Source organism: Streptomyces hazeniae (assembly GCF_031845485.1).
GTDB classification, from domain to species: Bacteria; Actinomycetota; Actinomycetes; order Streptomycetales; family Streptomycetaceae; genus Streptomyces; species Streptomyces hazeniae.
Map to the genome: position 1 here is coordinate 75,584 of NZ_JAVREQ010000013.1, position 20,373 is coordinate 95,956.

General features: G+C 72.0%; 21 protein-coding genes, 1 tRNA gene and 1 other RNA gene. 16 read left to right on the forward strand and 7 right to left on the reverse strand.

What is annotated here, in order from left to right; translation table 11 throughout:
- The first annotated feature begins 304 nt into the window (after positions 1-304).
- Both RM572_RS15750 and RM572_RS15755 read left to right on the forward strand, forming a co-directional pair.
- On the forward strand, positions 305-1,846 hold the full coding sequence (locus RM572_RS15750; protein WP_311673979.1) for a restriction endonuclease fold toxin-2 domain-containing protein: 1,542 nt from the start codon (positions 305-307) through the stop codon (positions 1,844-1,846).
- Between the two features lie 17 nt (positions 1,847-1,863).
- Positions 1,864-2,325 carry a hypothetical protein gene (locus RM572_RS15755; RefSeq protein ID WP_311673980.1) on the forward strand — a complete coding sequence of 154 codons (462 nt, stop codon included), beginning with the start codon at positions 1,864-1,866 and terminating at the stop codon, positions 2,323-2,325.
- Between the two features lie 430 nt (positions 2,326-2,755).
- Here the strand turns inward: RM572_RS15755 and RM572_RS15760 are convergent.
- Positions 2,756-2,840, reverse strand: a tRNA-Ser gene (locus tag RM572_RS15760).
- Between the two features lie 119 nt (positions 2,841-2,959).
- On the opposite strand from RM572_RS15760, the gene ffs reads away from it, so the two are divergent.
- The 5 genes from ffs (at position 2,960) to RM572_RS15785 (ending at position 7,791) form a co-directional block, all read left to right on the forward strand.
- Positions 2,960-3,054: signal recognition particle sRNA small type (gene ffs / locus RM572_RS15765), an RNA gene on the forward strand.
- A gap of 78 nt (positions 3,055-3,132) precedes the next feature.
- The gene (locus RM572_RS15770; protein WP_311673981.1) at positions 3,133-5,685 is read left to right on the forward strand and encodes a DNA polymerase III subunit gamma and tau; all 2,553 of its coding nucleotides are present in this window, start codon (positions 3,133-3,135) and stop codon (positions 5,683-5,685) included.
- Positions 5,686-5,930: 245 nt separating this feature from the next.
- On the forward strand, positions 5,931-6,266 hold the full coding sequence (locus RM572_RS15775) for a YbaB/EbfC family nucleoid-associated protein (RefSeq protein ID WP_311673982.1): 336 nt from the start codon (positions 5,931-5,933) through the stop codon (positions 6,264-6,266).
- Positions 6,267-6,524: 258 nt separating this feature from the next.
- Positions 6,525-7,124 carry a recombination mediator RecR gene (gene recR, locus RM572_RS15780; RefSeq protein WP_027765302.1) on the forward strand — a complete coding sequence of 200 codons (600 nt, stop codon included), beginning with the start codon at positions 6,525-6,527 and terminating at the stop codon, positions 7,122-7,124.
- The gene (locus RM572_RS15785) at positions 7,117-7,791 is read left to right on the forward strand and encodes a DUF5063 domain-containing protein (protein WP_027765301.1); all 675 of its coding nucleotides are present in this window, start codon (positions 7,117-7,119) and stop codon (positions 7,789-7,791) included. Before recR ends, RM572_RS15785 begins: the two co-directional genes overlap by 8 nt.
- 93 nt (positions 7,792-7,884) lie before the next feature.
- On the opposite strand, the gene RM572_RS15790 is transcribed toward RM572_RS15785, so the two are convergent.
- The 3 genes from RM572_RS15790 to RM572_RS15800 all read right to left on the reverse strand — a co-directional run bounded on the left by RM572_RS15790 (position 7,885) and on the right by RM572_RS15800 (position 10,147).
- Positions 7,885-8,352 carry a VOC family protein gene (locus tag RM572_RS15790; RefSeq protein WP_311673983.1) on the reverse strand — a complete coding sequence of 156 codons (468 nt, stop codon included), beginning with the start codon at positions 8,350-8,352 and terminating at the stop codon, positions 7,885-7,887.
- Positions 8,349-9,284 (reverse strand): helix-turn-helix transcriptional regulator, encoded by a 936-nt coding sequence (locus RM572_RS15795; RefSeq protein ID WP_311673985.1) that lies wholly within the window; start codon positions 9,282-9,284, stop codon positions 8,349-8,351. The genes RM572_RS15790 and RM572_RS15795 overlap by 4 nt, the downstream gene beginning before the upstream one ends.
- A 209-nt stretch (positions 9,285-9,493) precedes the next feature.
- Positions 9,494-10,147, reverse strand: coding sequence for a TetR/AcrR family transcriptional regulator (locus tag RM572_RS15800; protein WP_311673986.1), 654 nt, complete (start codon positions 10,145-10,147; stop codon positions 9,494-9,496).
- A 105-nt stretch (positions 10,148-10,252) separates the two neighbouring features.
- Between RM572_RS15800 and RM572_RS15805 the strand changes: the two genes are divergently transcribed.
- The 6 genes from RM572_RS15805 to snpA all read left to right on the forward strand — a co-directional run bounded on the left by RM572_RS15805 (position 10,253) and on the right by snpA (position 14,852).
- Complete coding sequence (locus tag RM572_RS15805; protein WP_311673987.1) at positions 10,253-11,326, forward strand: FAD-dependent monooxygenase; 1,074 nt, start codon at positions 10,253-10,255, stop codon at positions 11,324-11,326.
- 112 nt (positions 11,327-11,438) lie between these two features.
- Positions 11,439-11,747, forward strand: coding sequence for a type VII secretion target (locus RM572_RS15810; protein ID WP_311673988.1), 309 nt, complete (start codon positions 11,439-11,441; stop codon positions 11,745-11,747).
- The gene (locus RM572_RS15815) at positions 11,747-12,697 is read left to right on the forward strand and encodes a WXG100 family type VII secretion target (RefSeq protein WP_311674060.1); all 951 of its coding nucleotides are present in this window, start codon (positions 11,747-11,749) and stop codon (positions 12,695-12,697) included. The genes RM572_RS15810 and RM572_RS15815 overlap by 1 nt, the downstream gene beginning before the upstream one ends.
- A 19-nt stretch (positions 12,698-12,716) precedes the next feature.
- The gene (locus tag RM572_RS15820; protein ID WP_311673989.1) at positions 12,717-13,313 is read left to right on the forward strand and encodes a hypothetical protein; all 597 of its coding nucleotides are present in this window, start codon (positions 12,717-12,719) and stop codon (positions 13,311-13,313) included.
- 66 nt (positions 13,314-13,379) lie between these two features.
- Positions 13,380-13,943, forward strand: a complete 564-nt coding sequence (locus tag RM572_RS15825) for a hypothetical protein (RefSeq protein WP_311673990.1) — start codon at positions 13,380-13,382, stop codon at positions 13,941-13,943.
- Positions 13,944-14,156: 213 nt separating this feature from the next.
- Positions 14,157-14,852 (forward strand): snapalysin, encoded by a 696-nt coding sequence (gene snpA / locus RM572_RS15830; RefSeq protein ID WP_311673991.1) that lies wholly within the window; start codon positions 14,157-14,159, stop codon positions 14,850-14,852.
- A gap of 96 nt (positions 14,853-14,948) precedes the next feature.
- Here snpA and RM572_RS15835 read toward each other — a convergent pair whose 3' ends face one another.
- Positions 14,949-15,329, reverse strand: a complete 381-nt coding sequence (locus RM572_RS15835; RefSeq protein ID WP_311673992.1) for a VOC family protein — start codon at positions 15,327-15,329, stop codon at positions 14,949-14,951.
- 126 nt (positions 15,330-15,455) lie between these two features.
- Entirely contained in the window at positions 15,456-16,760 is a 1,305-nt protein-coding gene (locus RM572_RS15840) for an MFS transporter (RefSeq protein WP_311673993.1), read from the reverse strand.
- A gap of 191 nt (positions 16,761-16,951) precedes the next feature.
- On the opposite strand from RM572_RS15840, the gene RM572_RS15845 reads away from it, so the two are divergent.
- The gene (locus RM572_RS15845; RefSeq protein ID WP_311673994.1) at positions 16,952-17,770 is read left to right on the forward strand and encodes an ArsR/SmtB family transcription factor; all 819 of its coding nucleotides are present in this window, start codon (positions 16,952-16,954) and stop codon (positions 17,768-17,770) included.
- Between the two features lie 141 nt (positions 17,771-17,911).
- Here the strand turns inward: RM572_RS15845 and RM572_RS15850 are convergent, their stop codons facing one another.
- Positions 17,912-18,358: a nitroreductase family deazaflavin-dependent oxidoreductase gene (locus tag RM572_RS15850; RefSeq protein ID WP_027765293.1), complete on the reverse strand. Its 447-nt coding sequence runs from the start codon at positions 18,356-18,358 to the stop codon at positions 17,912-17,914.
- 123 nt (positions 18,359-18,481) lie between these two features.
- Here RM572_RS15850 and RM572_RS15855 point away from each other — a divergent pair, with 123 nt between their 5' ends.
- Together RM572_RS15855 and RM572_RS15860 are read left to right on the forward strand one after the other, a co-directional pair.
- Complete coding sequence (locus RM572_RS15855) at positions 18,482-18,778, forward strand: hypothetical protein (RefSeq protein ID WP_311673995.1); 297 nt, start codon at positions 18,482-18,484, stop codon at positions 18,776-18,778.
- Positions 18,779-19,071: 293 nt separating this feature from the next.
- Positions 19,072-20,361, forward strand: coding sequence for an aspartate kinase (locus RM572_RS15860; protein WP_027765291.1), 1,290 nt, complete (start codon positions 19,072-19,074; stop codon positions 20,359-20,361).
- Positions 20,362-20,373 lie beyond the last annotated feature (12 nt).

Consider the following 20,373-nt stretch of genomic DNA (forward strand, 5'->3'; position numbering starts at 1 on the left):
GAGTTCCTGGCCGTATCTTTTCGCCTACGGTGACGCCGTCGGCACAGCGCGGGAAGGCGCGGACACGGGCGCTCGGATGCGCCGGCAGATCTCGAAGCTGTGTTGCGGACTACGGCGCGCGCCCATGCCAGGCGCCTCGCGACTCGGGAGGCGCGGCTTGTACCAGAGGGGCACCTACGTCACTGGTCAAGGGGTAGCGGGCAGGTAGACGACTCGTGGACGGAGAGCCGGTCCGTCGACCGCGGATGAAACAATGGCCCCCAGTTGCGGTACAAGGGGGGCGGGGCGGTTGCGTGTTCATGCAGTGGATCTGATCAACGCTTCGTGGGGGATGCACAGCCTGAACGAGTGGTACACCGAGGCGGTCCATGCGCTGGCGCGCGAGCTCGATGAGCAGGCGGGGATGGCGGGGGATGACGAGGCGGGGCGCGCGTTCGCCACGATGTACGACTCCGCCGCGCGCACCACGGTGAACCAGATGGGCGAGGCGACGTACATCGTCGGGCGGGGCAGCGAAGGGCTCCTGGAGAACGCCAACAACTACATGGCCACCGAGAGCAAGATCGCTTCTGACATGCTGGAGGCCATCGGCCAGTCCGGGGCCGCTCCCTCTCCCGGGACCGCCGGCCAGAGGTGTTCCCCGGCGCCCCTCGGACGTGGCAACTACTTGCCGGACCTCATCGGTGAGACCAGCTTTGTCACGCAGTACCTGGTCGGCGACCGCTTCCGCGGCTCGCCCGAGAAGCTCCGGGACGTCGCCGCGACGTGGCGCAAGGCACGCGGGATCGCACTGCAGATCTTCTACGACGCCCAGGACTGCTGGCGGCGCGCCACGCGGAATGGCGAGGGCGAGACGGCGGACGCCATCGACAATTTCTTCACCAAGTTCGTTGGCCGTGCCGGGCCGCCCAGTCAGGTGTCCGACCAGGACACCCTGCTCGCGAACCTGCCAACCGCGTGTCAGCAGATCGCGACGGCCTGCGAGCACTACGCGGACCACATCGTGACAGCCAGCGAACGCTCCTGGGGTGACACCCTCAGCGACGCATTCTTGAAGGCAGGCGGTGAATCCCTCTGGGACACCCCCGTGTTCGGCGGCAACGGCGAAGACGGAGGGCTGCACGAGGCCATATCCGGCGACGGCAAGATACTCAACCTGGCCAGCCTCGGCCACCACCTGGACTCGTCCCAGAAGCGCGTCCCGGTCCCTCAGCCGAAGGACAAGTGGTGGGTCCCGGACGGACCGCTGATTCCGCCTCTTGTGCCGCTTCCCGTGCCGCGCATCCCGCGTCTGGTGCCAGCCGGGTACACCCCGCCCGACCCCAGCCTGTACCGTCCGGCGATGCCTCCGCCCTCGCCGCCGGACCCTCGCTTCCCACCGCTGACCCCTATGCAGCGGAACAGCTTCGACCGATGGGCGGACAGCCTGCGTGACGGCGGATTCTCCGGCGGCACGAAAGCCGAGCGGGACTACCAGCGGCGCACCGCCGGCTACCCGGAGAAGGAGGTGCCCATCGACCCGCGGAAGTCAGCGCGGGGCACCTTGATGGTGGACGGTCTGCGGCACACCGACGGCATGGCCGTCGAAGCGAAGTTCGTCAAGAAGCCCGGGTGCACCTTCCGAAACCTGGACGACCTGCAGAGCCCCTCCAACTTCCAGGAGAAGGTCCTGCACAAGAAGGACGAGCAGGAGCTGTTCAAGTACAAGTCGGCCATCGAATACCCGGGCAACGCCGACCGACTGCGCGGCGTGGAAGTGGCCACGAACGACCCCGACGCGGTCCCCTACTGGAACGCTCTACTCGTAGCCCATGAAGTCCCCGGCTACGGCCGCTACGCCCCGTAAACCACGGAGAGTCCCAAGTGACGAGCGAGGATGTCGACACCTTCCGCACCATGTTCATGTTCAGCCCGCCTGACGATCAGCCGACAGGTTGGTCCCTGACCTTCGAGGGCTTCGCTGACGCCCTGCGGACCCGCGAGGCCGACGCACCCACCGAGCAGTGGAGCGGCGTTTTCTCCGGCGAGACCCTGTCCTTCATCTACACCACCACTGCCGGCGGTGAAGCGGAGGGAATGGCCAGCGTCGAGCCCAACGGGGTGTCCATCGACGGCTGCACCTGCACCGAAGCGGCCGAGTTTGTGCACTGGCTGCAGGCGGCCGTGATCCCGCCGGACGCCCCCGTGCAGGTCAACATGACCGAGGGCGTGGAGTGGGAACTGCCAGCCATCGAGCTGCCCCGCGACCAGCAAGAGCCTCTTCGAGATGTCCTCACCGGCCGGCTCCGGGAGATCCTCGATCACGAAGAGGAACACTTGGGATAGTCCTCCTGCGCGGTCTCAGCCGCCCCGGGGGTACGGCGGGGGTTATGCTGTGCCGGCTGACTCACCTGCTTCCTGCAGAAGGTCATCCCAATCGGTGCGCGCGAGCCACGCCTTGCCCATGAGATGGGCCGTCCACAGGACGAGGTCTGCCCACCCGCGGCAACGATGAACTTCGATGGCGTACGCGTTGGCGTCCGGAGCCGGATCACACGAGGTGTGGTGAAGTCGGTCCCAGTCCTGACGAAGACGACGGCGAACCACGACACAGATCAGGTGCTACGTGCCTGCCTCGGGTCGTCCTTCTCGGACGACCGTAGTGATCGCCGTGTCTACCGTCCCAGGGTCAACTGAGACCAAACTGAGACCAGTGACGACGTAGGGCCCCACCGCCGGAGCGGTGGGGCCCTACGTTCAGCCCGGTGAGGCTGGGCGGAGGATACGAGATTCGAACTCGTGAGGGGTTGCCCCCAACACGCTTTCCAAGCGTGCGCCCTAGGCCACTAGGCGAATCCTCCGCCGCAAACCATACAAGACATCGAGGGGTGCTCGCGAACCCGCTCCCCGGGGTCGGCCGGTTGGCCGGAGGGGTGGGTGGGCGGTTCGTTCGCAGCTCGGGGCATCGGGTAGGCTGAGCGCAGCCCCTCACGTGGCGCTAACTCTCTGAACTCCCCCAGGGCCGGAAGGCAGCAAGGGTAGGGGGGCTCTGGCGGGTGCGTGAGGGGCGCCTTGCGTTCCGGCCGCGGCGTCCGCGCGCCGCTGTGTCCTCGGGGTTCCTGTGATGTCGGTGGGGGCCGATATCGTCGGGGTGTGTCGTCCCTCGCTCTGTACCGCCGCTACCGCCCGGAGACCTTCGCCGAGGTCATCGGGCAGGAGCATGTCACCGACCCGCTGCAGCAGGCGCTGCGCAACAACCGGGTCAACCACGCGTATCTCTTCAGCGGGCCCCGCGGCTGCGGCAAGACGACCAGTGCGCGCATCCTCGCCCGCTGCCTGAACTGCGAGCAGGGCCCCACGCCGACGCCGTGCGGCGCGTGCCGGTCCTGCCTGGACCTGGCGCGCAACGGGCCCGGGTCGATCGACGTGATCGAGATCGATGCCGCCTCGCACGGCGGTGTGGACGACGCCCGTGAGCTGCGCGAGAAGGCGTTCTTCGGGCCGGCCTCCAGCCGTTACAAGATCTACATCATCGACGAGGCGCACATGGTCACCCCGGCGGGCTTCAACGCCCTGCTGAAGGTGGTCGAGGAGCCGCCGGAGCACCTCAAGTTCATCTTCGCGACGACGGAGCCGGAGAAGGTCATCGGCACCATCCGGTCGCGTACGCACCACTATCCGTTCCGGCTGGTGCCGCCCGGGACGTTGCGGGACTACCTGTCGGCGGTGTGCGAGCGCGAGGCGATCCCGGTGGACGAGGCCGTCCTGCCGCTCGCGGTGCGCGCGGGCGCCGGATCCGTACGTGACTCGATGTCCGTGATGGACCAGCTGCTGGCCGGGGCCGGCGAGGACGGCGTGACGTACGCCATGGCCACCGCGTTGCTCGGCTACACGGACGGCGCGCTGCTGGACGAGGTCGTGGACGCGTTCGCGGGCGGCGACGGCGCGTCGGCTTTCGAGATCGTGGACCGCGTGATCGAGGGCGGCCACGACCCGCGCCGTTTCGTGGCCGACCTCCTGGAGCGTCTGCGTGACCTGGTGATCCTCGCGGCGGTGCCGGACGCGGCGGAGAAGGGGCTGATCGACGCGCCGGTGGACGTGGTGGAGCGGATGCTCGACCAGGCGCGGAAGTTCGGCGCGGCGGAGCTGAGCCGTGCGGCGGACCTGGTGAACAGCGGCCTGACCGAGATGCGGGGGGCGACCTCCCCGCGGCTGCAACTGGAGCTGATCTGCGCCCGCGTGCTGCTGCCCGCGACGTACGCGGACGAGCAGTCGGTGCAGGCGCGCCTGGACCGGCTGGAGCGGGGCGCCACGGTGGCGGGTGCGGGTGGTCCGGTGGCGGGCCTCGCCCCGGCCGGCGCGGGCGGTGTGCCGGGAGCGCCCGGAGTGGCCGGGCCGGCAGCGGCGCGTGCCGCGCTGGGCGGCCCGCCCGCGGCGCCGCCGCAGGCGGAAGCCCCGAGCGGGCAGGCCCCGCAGACGCACGCCCCGCAGACGCACGCCCCGCAGGGACCGGTGGACCAGGGCGGCGGTGCGCCGGGACAGCCCGCCCAGGTGGCCGAAGCGGACGAGGGCGAGGTCGGCCCCGACGGGTGGCCGGTCGGAGCCGCACCCGCCGCAGGCCCGGAGCAGGGGCGCCGCCCCGGCGCGTCCCCCGCGGGGGGCACGGCGCCACAGGAGTCGGCCGGTCGCCCGGGGGCGGGTGGCCCGGGAGCCGAGACGCCGGCACGGCGTCCGGGCGCGTGGCCGACGGGCACCGGGCCCACCGAGGGCGGCCAGGAACCACGGCAGCCACAGCAGCAGAAGCAGCAGGCGGAGCGGCGGCCGGGCGAGTGGCCCGGCGCGGGCGGGGGTGCGGGCTCCGCGGCCCCGTCCGCCGAGGCCGCCCCGGAGCAGGGGCGGGCGGCCGGGCCGCCCGCAGCAGAGCCGCAGCAGCCCCAGGCCCACCCGCAGCCCCAGGCGTCGGCCCAGGACAGCGCGCAGGGCGCGGCTCAGGTGCGGCAGCTGTGGCCGCAGATCCTCGAGGCGGTCAAGAACCGTCGCCGCTTCACCTGGATCCTCCTCAGCCAGAACGCCCAGGTCGTCGGCTTCGACGGCACGACGCTCCAGGTCGGGTTCTCCACCTCCGGCGCGCGGGACAGCTTCGCGAACGGCGGCAGCGTCGAGGTGCTCGTGCAGGCACTGAACGACGCGGTCGGCGTGCAGTGGAAGGTCGAAGCGGTCGTCGATCCGTCCGGCGGCGCCGGTTCGGGACCGGCGGGCGGCGGCGGCCGTGGCCCGGGTCCGGGTCCGGGTCCGGGTCCGGGGCAGGGCGGCCACGGCGGGCCCGGAGGCGCAGGTGGTTCCGGGTGGGGCGGCGGCGGTACGTCGCCGGGCCCCGGCGCGGGAGCGGTCCCGCACCCGTCCCCACCACCCGGCGCCGGTGACGGCGCGGGGCACGGAGGGGGAGGTGGCGCGTCGGCCGCATCCCCGTCGGCGGGCGCGCGCCAGGCCCTGGCGTACGCCCAGACCGCGCCGGGGGGAGCGGAGGCGGGCGCGGCTCCCCGTCCGTCGGCATCGGTGGCGGCACCTGCGGCCAAGCCCTCGTCCATCGAGGACGACCTGCCGGCGGACGACGACGCCGACCTGGACGAGAGCGCCCTCTCCGGCTACGACCTGATCGTGCGGGAACTGGGCGCCACGGTGATCGAGGAGATCCCGCACGACTGACGGGCTCGCGCCGGTCAGCCGGACGAGTCTCCCGGGCGGGCCGTGCAGCGGGTCGTGCGCCACGCCCCTGCGGTCCGGGCCGGGTGCGGGGTCGCGCGGGGGAGCAGGCCCACCGAGCACCGGCCTCCCCGCTCCGTGCGTCGGGGCGCGGTGTCGGCGGGCGGCTGGTGGGGAGGGCCGCGAACGCGGCGCCGAACACGTAGGCTCGGGCGCGTACACACGTCCTCGACGACCAGGAGCCAGTCGTGATTCCCGGTGGTGGCCAGCCCGACATGCAGCAGCTGCTGCAGCAGGCGCAGAAGATGCAGCAGGACCTCGCGGCGGCGCAGGAGGAGCTCGCGCAGACCCACGTCGAGGGGTCCGCGGGCGGTGGCCTGGTCAAGGCGACGGTCAACGGTTCCGGTGAGCTCCAGGGTCTGGTGATCGACCCCGGGGCCGCGGACCCGCAGGACACGGAGACCCTGGCCGACCTGGTGGTCGCCGCCGTGCGGGACGCGAACAACGAGGCCCAGGAGCTGGCGCAGCAGAAGCTCGGCCCGCTGGCACAGGGTCTGGGCGGCATGCCGGGCATGCCCTTCTGACGGACGCACGGGGTGACGTGCGGGCGTCCGCGCCGGCGGTACCGCGGCGTGGGCGCCGCGTCGTCCCGTCCTGGTCCTCCGCTTCGGTGCCACGCCGGGACCCACCCCTGCGTGAAGCGTGCCCCGAACCGCCCGGGCGACCTGCGGCGGTCCGGTACGACAACCGCCGAGGCGGTAGCAGCCGCGCGCTGCGGGCGACTACCGTACGGCGTACGGCAGAGCCGGGATCCGGTTCCCGGGGAGTGAGAGCAGGCATCCGTGTACGAAGGCGTGGTCCAGGACCTCATCGACGAGTTGGGCAGGCTGCCCGGCGTCGGTCCGAAGAGCGCGCAGCGGATCGCCTTCCACATCCTCCAGGCGGAGCCGACCGACGTCCGGCGTCTCGCGGCGGCCCTCACCGAGGTGAAGGAGAAGGTCCGCTTCTGCGCGGTCTGCGGCAACGTCGCGCAGGCCGAGCAGTGCCGGGTCTGCCAGGACCCGCGTCGCGACCCCGCGCTGATCTGCGTGGTGGAGGAGCCGAAGGACGTCGTCGCGATCGAGCGGACCCGGGAGTTCCGCGGCCGGTACCACGTGCTGGGCGGGGCGATCAGCCCGATCGAGGGCGTGGGCCCGGACGATCTGCGTATCCGTGAGCTGATGACCAGGCTCGCGGACGGTTCGGTGACGGAGCTGATCCTGGCCACCGACCCCAATCTGGAGGGCGAGGCCACGGCCACGTACCTCGCGCGCCTGGTCTCCGCGATGGGCCTCAAGGTCACCCGCCTGGCCAGCGGCCTCCCCGTCGGGGGGGATCTCGAATACGCCGACGAGGTCACGCTGGGGCGGGCCTTCGAGGGGAGGCGAACGCTGGATGTCTGACGCCACGCTCAACTCGATCAAGGACGACCCGAACGACTTCGCCGTGCAGATCTCCGACCAGGTCGAGAGCTTCCTCGTCTCGGTCGTGGAGGTCGCCAAGGGCGACGAGCCGGACAGCGCCGTCCCGTACCTGCTGCTGGAGCTGTCCCAACTGCTCCTGGCGGGGGGCCGGTTGGGCGCGCACGAGGACATCGTTCCCGAGGAGCGCTACGAGCCGGACATCGGTCCGGAGGCGGACGTGGACGAGCTGCGCGAGCGCCTCGCGGGCCTGCTGGAGCACGTCGACGTCTACACCGAGGTCTTCGACCCGTACGAGCCGCACAAGGCTCCGGTGGCCTGCCGGATCTCCGACGACGTGGCGAACATCGTGACCGACCTGCGGCACGGCATGGCCCACTACCGCGCGGGTCGCGTCAGCGAGGCCCTGTGGTGGTGGCAGTTCTCCTACCTCACCAACTGGGGTACGGCCGCCTCGGCGTCGCTGCGGGCACTCCAGTCGCTGGTGGCGCACGTACGGCTGAACCAGCCGCTGGGTGCGCTCGACGGGCTGGACACCGACAGCGACACCGAGAGCTACGACGGTGAGCTGGAGGCGGAGGCCGGTGCGGTGATGGCCGCGGAGATCGGCGAACCGCTGGGCATCCGGCCTAACGGCAGCCCGGCCTGACCAGCGGGTGGGCCGGACCGTCCCGAACGGACCGGACCGGCCCGCCGGATCAGCCCGGCCCGCGCTCCCGCCGTCGCCCCCGGCCCCGGCTTCTCAGCCCTGCTCGGCCGGCGGCACGGGCTCGCCGCGGTAGACCCCGAAGCACCAGAGGTTGCCCTCGGGGTCGGTGATCGTGAAGTCGCGGTTGCCGTAGTCCTGGTCGGTGAGGGCGCGCCCGATGGTGACCCCGGCCGCCTTGACCCGTGCGTACAGGCCGTCGACGTCGTCGGTGACCACGTAGGCGCCGAAGGTGCCGGGTGCCACGTTCCACTCGCCGTCGGGCTTGTGGGAACCGAGCATCACGCCGCCGCCCTCGGGCCAGCTGAGCTGGGCGTGCGCGACCCGGTCGCCGTCGGTGTAGACGGCGGTGCGGTGGAAACCGATCTTCTCCACCAGGAAGTCGATCAGGCCGAGCGCGTCACGCGCCGCGAGGGTGGGCCAGACGGTCGGCGCGGGGGCCTGAGGTGTGGGCTCTCCGGTCTGTGGTGTGCCGGTCTCGGTGCCGGTGTGCTGTGCGTTCATGCGTCCCACTCTTCGCCGTTCCGGTGTCCTCCGGCTTGGATATTCCGGTGCTCCTCGCAGATCCACCCGGTCGGGCTCAGCCCGGTGTACTGGCGGAAGTCCCGCACCAGGTGCGAGTGGTCGAAGTAGCCGCAGCGGGCGGCGATCCGCGACAGGTCGGGCGCCCGCCCGGCGGTGACGGCCTCCGTCACGGCGCGCTGCGCCCGTTCGAACCGCATCAGCCGGCTGACCTGCTTGGGCCCGGCTCCCACCTCGCGCTGGAAGAGGGTGGTGAGCTGCCGCCGGCTGAGTGCGACGTGCCGGGCCATGCCGTCGAGCGAGCCCGCGCCGCCGTGCCAGGCCATCCAGCGCCACGCCTCCGCGATCTCCGGGCGCACCTCGGCCCGCCGTCCGGCGTCCTCCGCCTGCCGCCGCAGGTACGCGGTCAGCGTCGCGAAGCGTTCCGCCCAGCCGGCCTGCTCGCCGAGCTGCTCGCGGATCTCCACGGCCCGCACGCCGAGGACGTCTCCGCCGTCGCCCGCCAGTTGCGTGAGCTCGGCCGCCGGCATGCCGAAGAGGGCTCGCGCGGCCAGCGGGTGCACCGCCAGCTGCACGCCCTCCTCGTGGGACGGCTGCACGACGTAGGCCGGCCGCTGGTGCAGGCCGCCGAGCACGATCTCGGTCCGGTACGCGTCCGCCGAGCGCGCGTGCTCGGGAGACTCGCCGGCCACCACCGGGCCGTCGAGGGAGAAGATCAGCGTGAGGTGGGGGGACGGCAGCCCGCGGTGCAGCTGCGGTGTGGCACCACGGCTGCGGTAACCGGTCGTCGAGGCCACCATGGCGCCGAGGGTGCGGGGGGCGCGCGCGAACTCGTACGTGCCCCCCAGCGGCGGGTCCGCCGGGGGCGCGGTCGGTGCGGCAGCGGTCGTGGCGCTGCGACGGCCGGAGCCCATGGGGCCAGTATGCGCGCCGCCGCCGACAGCCGCCGCCGACAGCCGCCGCGCCCGGTGGTCCGTCCGGCTCGGGCGCCGGTACGGCTCCGCGCCGGCACGTCCGCCTGGCCGGCAGCCTGCCGTCGCGCGGCCCTGCGGAAGAGAGGGCCGGCGGCGTGGCCCAGCCACGTGTTCAGGCCGGCGAACGACCCGCCCCGGGACGATCCCGCTCAGGCTGTGGCGGGGGTCGCTCCGGCACGGCCGGCGGGTGCGTCGTCCGCCGTCTCGGGGAGCATGGCGCGCACCGCCGTACGGATGCTCGGCAGCGGGTCGAAGCCGTCCTCCGGCAGGGCCACCTGCTGGAACATCAGCCCTTCGAGCAGGGCGGCCAGGGCCCGGCTGTGCTCCTCGGGCTGGGGGGAGCCCATCGCCTTGAGGATGCGGGCGCCCCAGTCGAGGAGCGAGGCGTGGCCGCGGCGCAGCGCCTCGCCGACCGCGGGCCGCGCGATGGCCTCCAGCGTGAGGGCGTACCGGGCGGTGGTGCGGTGCCTGCCCGGCCCGACCAGGTGCCGGACGAGCCCCTCCAGCGCGGTGGCCAGTTCTTCGGGACCGGACGGGACCGAGGGGTCGTCGGGCGCCGGCGTCCCGGCGGGCGCGGCCGGGAGGGTGCCGACGCCGCGCTCCCAGTCCTCGCGGTCCAGGGCTTCGAGGTGCGCCACGATGCCGTCGAGCAGCGCCTCGCGGTTCCGGAAGTGGTTGGAGGTGGTGCCCGGTGGTACGCCCGCCGTCGTGTCCACCGCCTGGTAGGTGAGCCGACGCAGTCCCCCGGTGGCCAGCACCTCCACGGCTGCGTCCAGGACTTCTCGTCTGCGGCCGCCGCCCATCGTCGCTCGTCTCCCTCCGCGTACCGATCTCCTCCGGAACGGAGAACTCTACGGGTGCGGGCCCGTCGCGAGCCCTCCTACTATAAACGTAGTACGGTGGGGCTCATGACGCGGAGCGCACTGATCATCGGCGGCGGCATCGGCGGGCTGGCCTGCGCGGCACGGCTGGTCCAGGACGGGTGGGACGTGGAGGTGCGGGAACGTGCCGCCGGCCTGCCGCGTACCGGCACCGCGCTGGGCATGTGGCCCAGCGCCCTGAGGGCTCTCGACGCCGTCGGCGCCGGCGACGAGATCCGCGCGCGCGGCCATGTGCAGCGCGGCGGTGCCCTGCTGCGGCCCGACGGCCGCCGCATCGCGTCCGTCGACGTGTCCGCACGCTCGGGCACGCACGACGCGGTCCGCCTCGTCGCCCGGCCGACCCTCCTCCGCACGCTCGCCGGCCGGCTGCCCGACGGCGTCGTCCGCTTCGACTCCGAGGTCCCGGACGTCACCCTCGCCGGCGGCGCCCACGACGTGGTGATCGCCGCCGACGGGCTGGGCAGCCGTGCCCGGCAGGCGCTCTTCGGCGACGCCTACGGCATCCGGTACACGGGCGTCACCTCGTGGCGCGGCACGGTCGACGGCGCGGCCGAACACGCGTCGGAGACCTGGGGCAACGCCTCGCGCTTCGGCATCACCCCGCACGAGGAGGGCCGTACGAACTGGTTCGCCTGCGTCCGGGCGCCCTGGCGGGCCGTCGCCAAGGGCGGCGATCCGGCGGCGCTGCGCACCGCCTTCGGCGGCTGGCACGCGGACGTGCGGCGCGTACTCGACGCGGTGGAGAAGGCGGGCGGCGAGGACGTGCTGCGGCACGACCTGTGCGACCTGGAACGGCCATTGCCGAGCTACGTGCGCGGGCGGGTGGCGCTGATCGGCGACGCGGCCCACGCGATGACGCCCGACCTCGGCCGCGGGGCGTGCGAGGCGCTGGTCGACGGCGTCACGCTGGCCCGCGAACTCGCCGGCCACCGGCACGTCGAGGACGCCCTCGCCGCCTACGACGCGCTGCGCCGTCGCCCCACGCAGCGGATCGCCCGCGCGGCGGCGGTCATGAACCGCGCCGTCCACACCCCGGGCGTCGCACCCTTCCGGAACGCGGCCCTGCGCCTCCTCCTCACCGTCGGCAACCCGCCTGCGTAGGCGCCGTGTTCCGCGGATTGTGACGGTATCCGCACACGACCGTCGCCTCTTCGCCCCGACGGGCCGTCTAGCGTCGGGCGTGACGACCAGAACGGGGCGACGGGGGGCAACGGTGTCTGCGCAGTTCGAGGTGGAGCCTGAGGCTCTGCGGACCTACGCGAGGAACGTGGGCAAGGAAGTCGAGCGGATCCGGCGCATCCGCAACAAGATCAACGGGGTGACGCTGTCGCCCGGGGCCTTCGGGAAGCTCCCCGAGTCGGACGAACTGGCGACCGACTACGAGAAGCAGCGCACCGATGGGCTGGAAGACCTCAAGGACGCGGCCTCCACGCTGGAGGACCTCGTGGATGCGGTGAAGGACACCGCCAAGGCGTACGACCGGACCGAGGACGACGTCGACGTGACCTTCGGCGGCCGGTGATGGACCTTCTCGGCAAGCTCGGGATCAGCATATCCGGGCCGTTCTCCGACGTACTGGACGAAGCCGTGCGCGGGATCATCGCGCAGTTCGGCCTCGAGGACGACCTGGAGAAGGTGTCCGGCGACAACGAACGGCTCATGGAGGTCGCCGGGGACTACCGCGAAGCCGCCCGCGACCTGCGCGGAGTCGTCGACGACCTCAAGTTCGAGCGCAAGCGCCTGAACGGCAAGTGGGCCGGGGAGGCCGCGGACGCCTTCCACGACCAGATGGGCGCCTACGAGGACGCCCTCTCGGGCGAGGCCGACGACATGGACCAGATCGCCGACCTGCTGCAGCTGGCGGCGGAGGCCTGCGCCGAGGCCGAGCAGCTGATGATCGACCTGATCGTGGAGATCGTCCAGGCCGTCATCGCGGCGGCCGCGACGACGGCCGTCCTGTCCTTCCTCACCGCGGGAGCTGCGGCCGTCATCGGCCCCCTGATCACCGCCGCGGGCGTCGCGCACAAGGCGATGAAGGCCGTGCGCATCACGGCCAAGCTGGCCGACACCCTGTCCGACCTGGCGAAGCGCATGCAGGCGCTGCGCAAGATGGCGAAGCTGCGCAGGACGCTCAGGGCCTTCAACGACAAGAAGAACCCGATGAGTCACCGCAACGCGCTCAAGCGCTATCGCGGGAAATTCGACGACATCGAGGGTGGCTCGATGAGCGATCTGCGGGACGCGGGCGCGTACTGGCTGGCGAAGCGCACGGTGAAGAAGGAAGTCGTGTATCCGCTGCTCGGCGTCGAGACCGGCGACGTGATCAAGGAGGGCTATGCGACCTACGGCCCCGAGGGAGCCCCCGGCGTCGCGTCCAAACAACCCCTCCCGCAGGATGAATCGAGCAGGTTCGAAGACCGTATGAACGACGGGCTCTCGCCCAAACAGAAGGTTGAGAACGACTTCGGCTGATGGCTGAGCAGAGAGTGTGATGAGCGAAAAGACCGAGCAGAGCGCGCAGGAGTTCGGCCACCAGATCGAAAAGGCGCTGGCAGGCGTGGACCGGCCGGTGGTCTTCGGCCTCAGCAGTGGTTCCCAGCGCGCGAGAACACCACCGCGCCGCCGATGGCCGAACCCCTCGGTGATCCGCAAGCGGAAGAAGACTTTCGGGGACCGCGTCTTCTCCTTCGTCGTCACGCCCGTCTACTACCTCAGCGACCCCATCGGGACGCTCTACGACTGGCTCGTGAGCAAGTTGTTCTTCTGGCGGAAGCGTGCACTGCGCGGCGGCTGGGGGAGCACTGCCGGCTCGCTGCATGCGGCTCACCACACATCCGCACGGCGCTTCCTCGTAGTCGGGCGAACGGGGCTGCACCTCGTGTACGTCGGCGAGCTGGGCTCGGAGACGGGCTGGTCCGTGACGCGGGAGAAGGTACGCGGTATCGAGCACCTCGAAGGGGAAGGCGGAACGCCGCACAAGGCCACGCTCCGCTTCCACTTCACGGACCGATCCTGGGGCGACCTCGTCGTCATCGGTCCGGCGTGGCAGCAGATGCTTTCCCAGTTTCCCGCGACCACGGACAGGTGAGCCGGGGGCGAGGGCTGTCGAGGCAGGGATCATGCGGGGCGACGAGCCGGAAAAGCAGACCAGAAGGTGGCTGCGCAGGTCGCTGCGGCCCTGTGCCACGTCGATGCACCCGCGGTCGTCGTGCAGGTGTCGTCCGGGACCGACGCGCGGAGGGTGCCGAAGAGGCGGAGGCCCGAGCCGACGGTGGCGGTGAAGCGGCGGAAGCAGGCGCCACCCTGGTGGGGCCGGCTGGTCCTGATCATCATCTGGGCGACGGATGTGCCGCAGGTCCTCTACGACGCGATCGCCGACTCGCTCACCCTCCGCCGCAGGCGCAGGCCGCTTCGCGGTGGCTGGCGCAGCCACGCGGGCGGGCTGCTGGCCGCGTGCGACGCCGACGTGCGGAAGTACCTCGCGGTGGGTCGCTCGGAGGTCCATCTCGTCTACGTCGGCGACCTCGGCTCCGAAGTCGGCTGGTCGCTGCCGCGCAAGCACGTCCGCAGCGCCGAGAGCCTGAAGTGGGCGGAGAAATGGCCCCACATGGCGCATTCCCGCCTCCACTTCGTCGACGGATCCTGGGCCGGCCTCCTCGCCTCCGGTCAGGACCGAGCGCAGCTGCTTTCCCAGGTCCCGTCCGTTTCCGGGCGGTAGAGCGCGCCGTCGGGCGTCGTTCGCCCCAGCGACCCGACGCACCCGCGCCGGGCGGTGATTGCTGCGGGCTATGACCGCATGACATCTCCCCTCGCGGATGTGACCGGCCGCACACTCGCCGGGACATCACGTTCCAGCGCGAGGTTCGGCCGCCGCCCCACAGCCCCACCCACTCGGCGGTCGCGGCTCGCGTTCGACGAGAGGATCCCCCGCATGAGCCGCTACAGACGTTCGGCCCGCACCGCGAAGGCCCTGTCCGCCGCACTCGGACTGGGTCTGGCCGCCGCGACGATGGCCGCCGTCCCCGCCACCTCGGTCGCCGCCGCACCGGCGCCCCAGAGTGAGGGAACCTTCGCCGCCTACACCGGCGAGGGCGTCAGCGCCGAACAGCGCGCGCAGAGCAAGGCCTTCTTCGACGCGATCGCGAAGAAGGCGGAGCAGCGCCAGGCCGCCGAGCCCGGCATCCAGGCCGTCACCGTCACCTACGACGACGACCAGGCCCCCTCGTTCAACTACGAGATCGACCGCAGCGCCCAGATCTGGAACGCGGCGGTCAGCAACGTCACGCTCGTCGAGGTCTCCTCCGGCGCAGACTTCGACTACTACGAGGGCAACGACTCCCGCGGCAGCTACGCCTACACCGACGGGCGCGGCCACGGGTACGTCTTCCTCGACTACCAGCAGAACCAGGTCTACGACGCGCTCCGTGTCGTCACGCACGAGACCGGCCACGTGCTCGGCCTGCCGGACAACTACTCCGGCCCGTGCAGCGAGCTGATGTCCGGCGGCGGCCCCGGCCCGTCGTGCACCAACGCGTACCCGAACGCCAACGAGGCGTACCGGGTCGACCAGAACTTCGCCTTCGGCTTCGCGCCGGCGGCCGACAAGGGCTTCAGGACGGTCCGCTGAACAGCGTGACCTGACCTGACGAGCTCCGGCCGAGGGCCCGTGGGTGCGCACCGGTGCGCACCCACGGGCCCGACGCGTTGCCGGGGGCTGCTGTCCTCAGCCGCCGTAGGGGCGGGTGATGATCTCCATGTTGTGCCGGTCCGGGTCCTCCCAGTAGACGCCGCGGCCGCCGTCGTGGTGGTTGATCTCGTTCACCCGGTGGTGGAACGGGTCGGCGTAGTAGGTGAGGCCCGCGTCCTTGATGCGCGCGAAGATCGCGTCGAACTCGTCCTCCGAGACGAGGAACGCGTAGTGCTGCGGCGTCACGGGACGGTTCCCGGCGTCGGCGTAGTCCAGTGCGACGCCGTTCTCCGTGACGACCGGCAGGAACGGCCCGTACTGCGGCTGCACCTCCAGGCCGAGCAGGTCGGCGAGGAACCGCGCGGACCGCTCCTTGTCGGTGGCGGCGACGATCGTGTGGTTGAGCTGCACGGGCATGACGTGTCCTTCCGGCGGCCGTGGTACGCCTCCAGCGTCGCGCTCCGGTTCCTCCCGGACAATCCGCCACATTGCGTGTCGCACTCCTCCGCTGGGCGTAGGCCTGCGGAGCGCCCGGGCGCTCCGTCAGCGGGACGCGCGCTCGCCACCCGGCTCCGGTGCCGCCGGGGCGTGCCGGTCGCCCCCGCCGCCGCGCAGGTGCCGGGCCCGGCGGCCGACCAGTGCGACGAGGGCGGCGCTCACGATCAGGCAGAGCAGTGCCCGGCGCAGGCCGGCCGCCGCGGAGAGAGCGCCGATCACGGCCGGTGCGGCGACGAAGGAGACGTAGCCGCACGCGGTCACCAGGGACGCGGCCGCCCCGCTCCGGGCGCCGCTGCGCCGGGCGGCGAGTGAGTACGCGATCGGCACGAGCGGCGCCGCGCCGACCCCGGCGAGGAGGAGTCCGGCCACGACCAGCGGTGCGCGGTCCGTGCTCAGTGCGAGGACGAAACCGGCGGCCGCGATCACGCCGCCACCGGTCACCACGCGCCCCTCGCCGAACGCGCCGATCACCCGGTCGGCGACCATGCGCCCGGTCATCGTCGCCAGGTGGAAGGCGGCGATGCCGACTCCGCCGACCAGCGCTCCGGCCTCCAGTACCTGGCGGAGGTAGAGGGAGCTGTAGCCCTCGACGGCGCCGTCGTTGAAGAACTGGAGCGTGACGAGCGCGGCGGCCGCCCCCACGCCCGGCAGGGCGAGGACGGAGAGCAGCCCGCGCCGCGCCGGCCGCTCCTCCCGGCCGTCGGCCTCCTCGGCCGCGCCGGCCTCGGCCGCGCCGGCCTCGGCCGCGCCGGCCTCGGCGTCGTCCGCCGCGGGCGGCGGCGGCAGGGGCACGGCGGTTCCCGCGAGGCCGAGCAGCACCAGCAGCCCGCCCGTGGCGACGAACACCGCTCGGTGGCCGCCGCCGAGGCCGACCGTCGCCGCCGCCGCGAGCGCCCCCGCGGCCCCCGCGCCGCTGAACACCGCGTGGAGGCGCGGCATCATCACCCGCCCGGTGCGGCGCTCGTAGTCGCCGCCGAGCACGTTGACCACCACGTCGTACAGGCTGCACAGCACCCCGAAGAGCAGGAACAGCCCGATCATCGCGCCGTACGAACCGACCGTGCTCAGCGCGGCGAAGGCCAGCCCGGAGCCGGTGCAGCCGACCACGACGCCCGTACGCCGGCCCAGGCGGTCGACGATCCGCCCGGAGACGAGGACGGACGGCACCGCGACGCAGGCCAGCGCGGTCAGCGCGGCGCCGAGGCGGGGCGCATCCGTGCCGGTCACCCGGGCCAGGTCGGCGAGCAGCACCGCCCACACGCCCGCCTGGGCGCCCAGCAGGGCGAAGGCCGCGAAGGCGAGGCGCAGCAACCACCGATCGGCCGTCTCGGCGTGTCCGCTCCGCTTCACGTGCCGTTCCTCCGTCCTCGCGCCGCTCACGTCGGCTCGCCTACGGGGCGCACCATCCCAGTGCGGGGTGTCCAGGAGCCAGCCGTTTTCCCGGCCGCCGCCCGCCGCGGGCTCACCTTGACGTGCAGCCGAGTGGCTGCCTATCGTCAAACATGCAGCCGCACGGTTGCATGAATGGAGGAGCGGTGGGGATGGACGACGAGGTCTTCAAGGCGCTGGCGGACCCCGGCAGGCGCCGGCTGCTCGACAGTCTCAACGCCCGGAACGGGCAGAGCCTGCGCGAACTGTGCGCGGAACTGGACATGACCCGCCAGTCGGTCAGCAAGCACCTGGCCGTGCTCGAGGACGCCCGTCTGATCACCACGCTCCGGCGCGGCAGGGAGAAGCTGCACCACCTCGACGCCGAGCCGATCAACGCCCTCGCCGGCCGCTGGATCAGCCGCTACGACCGCGAGCGGGCGCAGGCGCTCGCCGACCTGAAGACCGCACTGGAGGCCCCCGGCATGAACCGCGACGACACCGGCGACGCGTTCGTCTACACCACCTACATCGCCACCACGCCCGAGAAGCTCTGGCAGGCCCTGACCGACCCGGCGTTCACCCGCCGCTACTGGGGCGTCGAGTTCGGCACGGACTGGAAGCCCGGCTCGCAGATGACCTGGGCGGAACGCGGCCACGCCACCGCCGACCCGGAGCAGGTCGTGCTGGAGTCCGAGCCGTACCGGCGGCTGTCGTACACCTGGCACACGTTCACGCCCGAGTGGGCACGGGCCGTGGGCGGGACCCAGGCCCTGGAACGGCTCACCGCCGAGCAGCGCTCGAAGGTGACCTTCGAGCTCACCCCCATGGACGGCCTGGTCCGGCTCACCGTCGTCCACGACGGCTTCGAGCCCGGCAGCACCGTCCGCGGGATGGTCCAGGAGGGCTGGCCCGCCCTCCTCGCGGCCCTCAAGTCCCTCCTCGAGACGGGCGACGTCCCCCCGGCCCTCGCCCCGGGCGCACCGGACTGAATCCGCCGCGTCCCGCCTGCACCCGCCCTACGTGCCTTCGGCCGTGCTCTCCGGCACTGCCGAACGCCGCGGCCTGCGGGGGCCTGCGGGGGGAACGGCAGGCGGCCCGCCGTTCCCCCGCAGGCCACGGGACGGCAGGCGTCAGTGCGGGGCGTCGGCGCGCTCGAGGAGGAAAAGGGGGATCTCGCGGTCGGTCTTCTCCTGGTACTCGGCGTAGGGCGGGAACGCCTCGACCGCGCGGCGCCACCAGACGGCCTTCTCCTCGCCGGTGACCTCGCGGGCGTGCATGTCCTGGAGGACGGCGCCGTCCTGGAGCTCGACGCGCGGGTCGGCGACGATGTTGTGGTACCAGCGCGGGTGGTCGGGGGCGCCCCCGACGGAGGCGACGGCCGCGTAGGCACCCTCGTGCTCGACCTTCATCAGCGGGGTCTTGCGGATCTTGCCGCTCTTCGCGCCGCGCGTGGTCAGGACGATGACCGGCAGGCCCTTCATCGTGGTGCCCTTGGTGCCGCCGGAACTCTCGTACAGCTCGACCTGGTCCCGCACCCACTTCGCCGGGCTCGGCTCGTACTCACCCTTCAGGGGCATGCCGTCCGTCCTCTCGTCGATGATGGTCCGCCGTGTGGAACGTGCGACGCGCTGTCACTGTTCCCCACCGCGAGGTTACGGAACGTGTGCGCCGGGGGATGTACAGCGGGGGAGGGGGAGCGGATGGAGCGGAAGAAGGACCACACCGCGACGGCACAGGTCGTCGGTGCTGCGGGGACGCTGCAGGTCTGGGCCGCGTGGGGGCTGCAGGTCGCCGAGCCTGCGTCGGCGCTCACTCTGTTCGTCACCGGGGTGCTCACCTGGGGCGGATGCGTGTACTTCGCGGTGAAGGCGTCCCGGGAGGCGTCGAAGTCGCCGTTCGAGGCGGAGCGCGAGCGCGAGCGGAAGCAGGCCCGGGTCCCGGCCGACGTGCGCGGTGCGGCGGCGGCCTCGGACCCGCCCCGTGATCGCGTTCCGTGAGGAGGGGAGCGACCTTCACCCGTTCGGCGCAGCGCCCCGACGCCGGGTCCACATGTGAGGTGCCGCACGTTTCCGTGTGCGGGCGGGGGCATCGGGCAGGTGAACCTTCGCTGGGCGGGTCAGACACGAGCACTCGTCCAGTTCGCTGTGTGCGCGGCCGCCTGCCGACGGCGGGCCGGGCGCGGTCTCACAGCGTGAGAGCGGACGGTCGGATCCCGGCTGCTCGGTAAAATGGGCCGAACGCGGGGCTCCGGCCGAAATGAGCCCCGGTGAGACTCGAGGAGCGAGCACACGTGGGCCTTGTCGTGCAGAAGTACGGCGGCTCCTCCGTTGCCGACGCCGAGGGCGTCAAGCGCGTTGCCAAGCGGATCGTCGAAGCCAAGAAGAACGGCAACCAGGTTGTCGTGGTGGTTTCTGCGATGGGCGACACGACGGACGAGCTGATCGATCTCGCTGGAGAGGTGTCCCCGGTAGCGGACGGGCGCGAGTTCGACATGCTGCTGACCGCCGGAGAGCGCATCTCCATGGCTCTGCTGGCCATGGCGATCAAATCCCTCGGCCACGAGGCGCAGTCCTTCACCGGAAGCCAGGCGGGTCTGATCACGGACTCCGCGCACAACAAGGCGCGGATTCTCGACGTGACCCCGGGACGCATCCAGGCGTCCGTCGACGAGGGCAACATCGCGATCGTCGCCGGCTTCCAGGGTGTGTCCCAGGAGAGCAAGGACATCACCACCCTGGGCCGCGGCGGTTCGGACACCACCGCGGTGGCGCTGGCCGCCGCCCTGGACGCCGAGGTCTGCGAGATCTACACCGACGTGGACGGCGTGTTCACGGCCGACCCCCGGGTCGTCAAGTCGGCGAAGAAGATCGACTGGATCAACTACGAGGACATGCTGGAGCTGGCCAGCTCCGGTTCCAAGGTCCTGCTGCACCGCTGCGTCGAGTACGCGCGGCGCTACAACATCCCGATCCATGTACGGTCGTCCTTCTCCGGCCTGGAGGGCACATGGGTCAGCAGCGAGCCGCAGGGCGGCTACAGCGGACAAGGGGAAATGCCAGTGGAACAGGCCCTCATCTCGGGTGTCGCGCATGACACCTCGGAGGCCAAGGTCACCGTCGTCGGGGTGCCCGACAAGCCGGGTGAGGCCGCGGCCATCTTCCGGGTGATCGCAGAGGCCGAGATCAACGTCGACATGGTCGTGCAGAACGTGTCCGCCGCGACCACCGGCCTGACCGACATCTCCTTCACCCTCCCCAAGGCCGACGGCAAGAAGGCCATCTCCGCGCTGGAGAAGGCCAAGACCAGCATCGGCTACGCCTCGCTCCGCTACGACGACCAGATCGCCAAGATCTCCCTCGTCGGCGCGGGCATGAAGACCAACCCCGGCGTCACCGCGACCTTCTTCGAGGCGCTGTCCAACGCCGGCGTGAACATCGAGCTGATCTCCACCTCCGAGATCCGTATCTCCGTGGTCACCCGCGAGGACGACGTCAACGACTCGGTCGTCGCGGTGCACACGGCGTTCGGTCTCGACAGCGAGACCGACGAGGCCGTGGTCTACGGCGGCACCGGTCGCTGAGGCAGGTGCACG

Bases quoted from the DNA above. Each gene is read 5' to 3' on its own strand.
- RM572_RS15785 (WP_027765301.1), top strand. From the start codon at position 7,117: ATGTCTGACGCCACGCTCAACTCGATCAAGGACGACCCGAACGACTTC.
- RM572_RS15790 (WP_311673983.1), bottom strand. From the start codon at position 8,352: ATGAACGCACAGCACACCGGCACCGAGACCGGCACACCACAGACCGGA.
- RM572_RS15795 (WP_311673985.1), bottom strand. From the start codon at position 9,284: ATGGGCTCCGGCCGTCGCAGCGCCACGACCGCTGCCGCACCGACCGCG.
- RM572_RS15800 (WP_311673986.1), bottom strand. From the start codon at position 10,147: ATGGGCGGCGGCCGCAGACGAGAAGTCCTGGACGCAGCCGTGGAGGTG.
- RM572_RS15805 (WP_311673987.1), top strand. From the start codon at position 10,253: ATGACGCGGAGCGCACTGATCATCGGCGGCGGCATCGGCGGGCTGGCC.
- RM572_RS15815 (WP_311674060.1), top strand. From the start codon at position 11,747: ATGGACCTTCTCGGCAAGCTCGGGATCAGCATATCCGGGCCGTTCTCC.
- RM572_RS15820 (WP_311673989.1), top strand. From the start codon at position 12,717: ATGAGCGAAAAGACCGAGCAGAGCGCGCAGGAGTTCGGCCACCAGATC.
- snpA (WP_311673991.1), top strand. From the start codon at position 14,157: ATGAGCCGCTACAGACGTTCGGCCCGCACCGCGAAGGCCCTGTCCGCC.
- RM572_RS15835 (WP_311673992.1), bottom strand. From the start codon at position 15,329: ATGCCCGTGCAGCTCAACCACACGATCGTCGCCGCCACCGACAAGGAG.
- RM572_RS15845 (WP_311673994.1), top strand. From the start codon at position 16,952: ATGGACGACGAGGTCTTCAAGGCGCTGGCGGACCCCGGCAGGCGCCGG.
- RM572_RS15850 (WP_027765293.1), bottom strand. From the start codon at position 18,358: ATGCCCCTGAAGGGTGAGTACGAGCCGAGCCCGGCGAAGTGGGTGCGG.
- RM572_RS15855 (WP_311673995.1), top strand. From the start codon at position 18,482: ATGGAGCGGAAGAAGGACCACACCGCGACGGCACAGGTCGTCGGTGCT.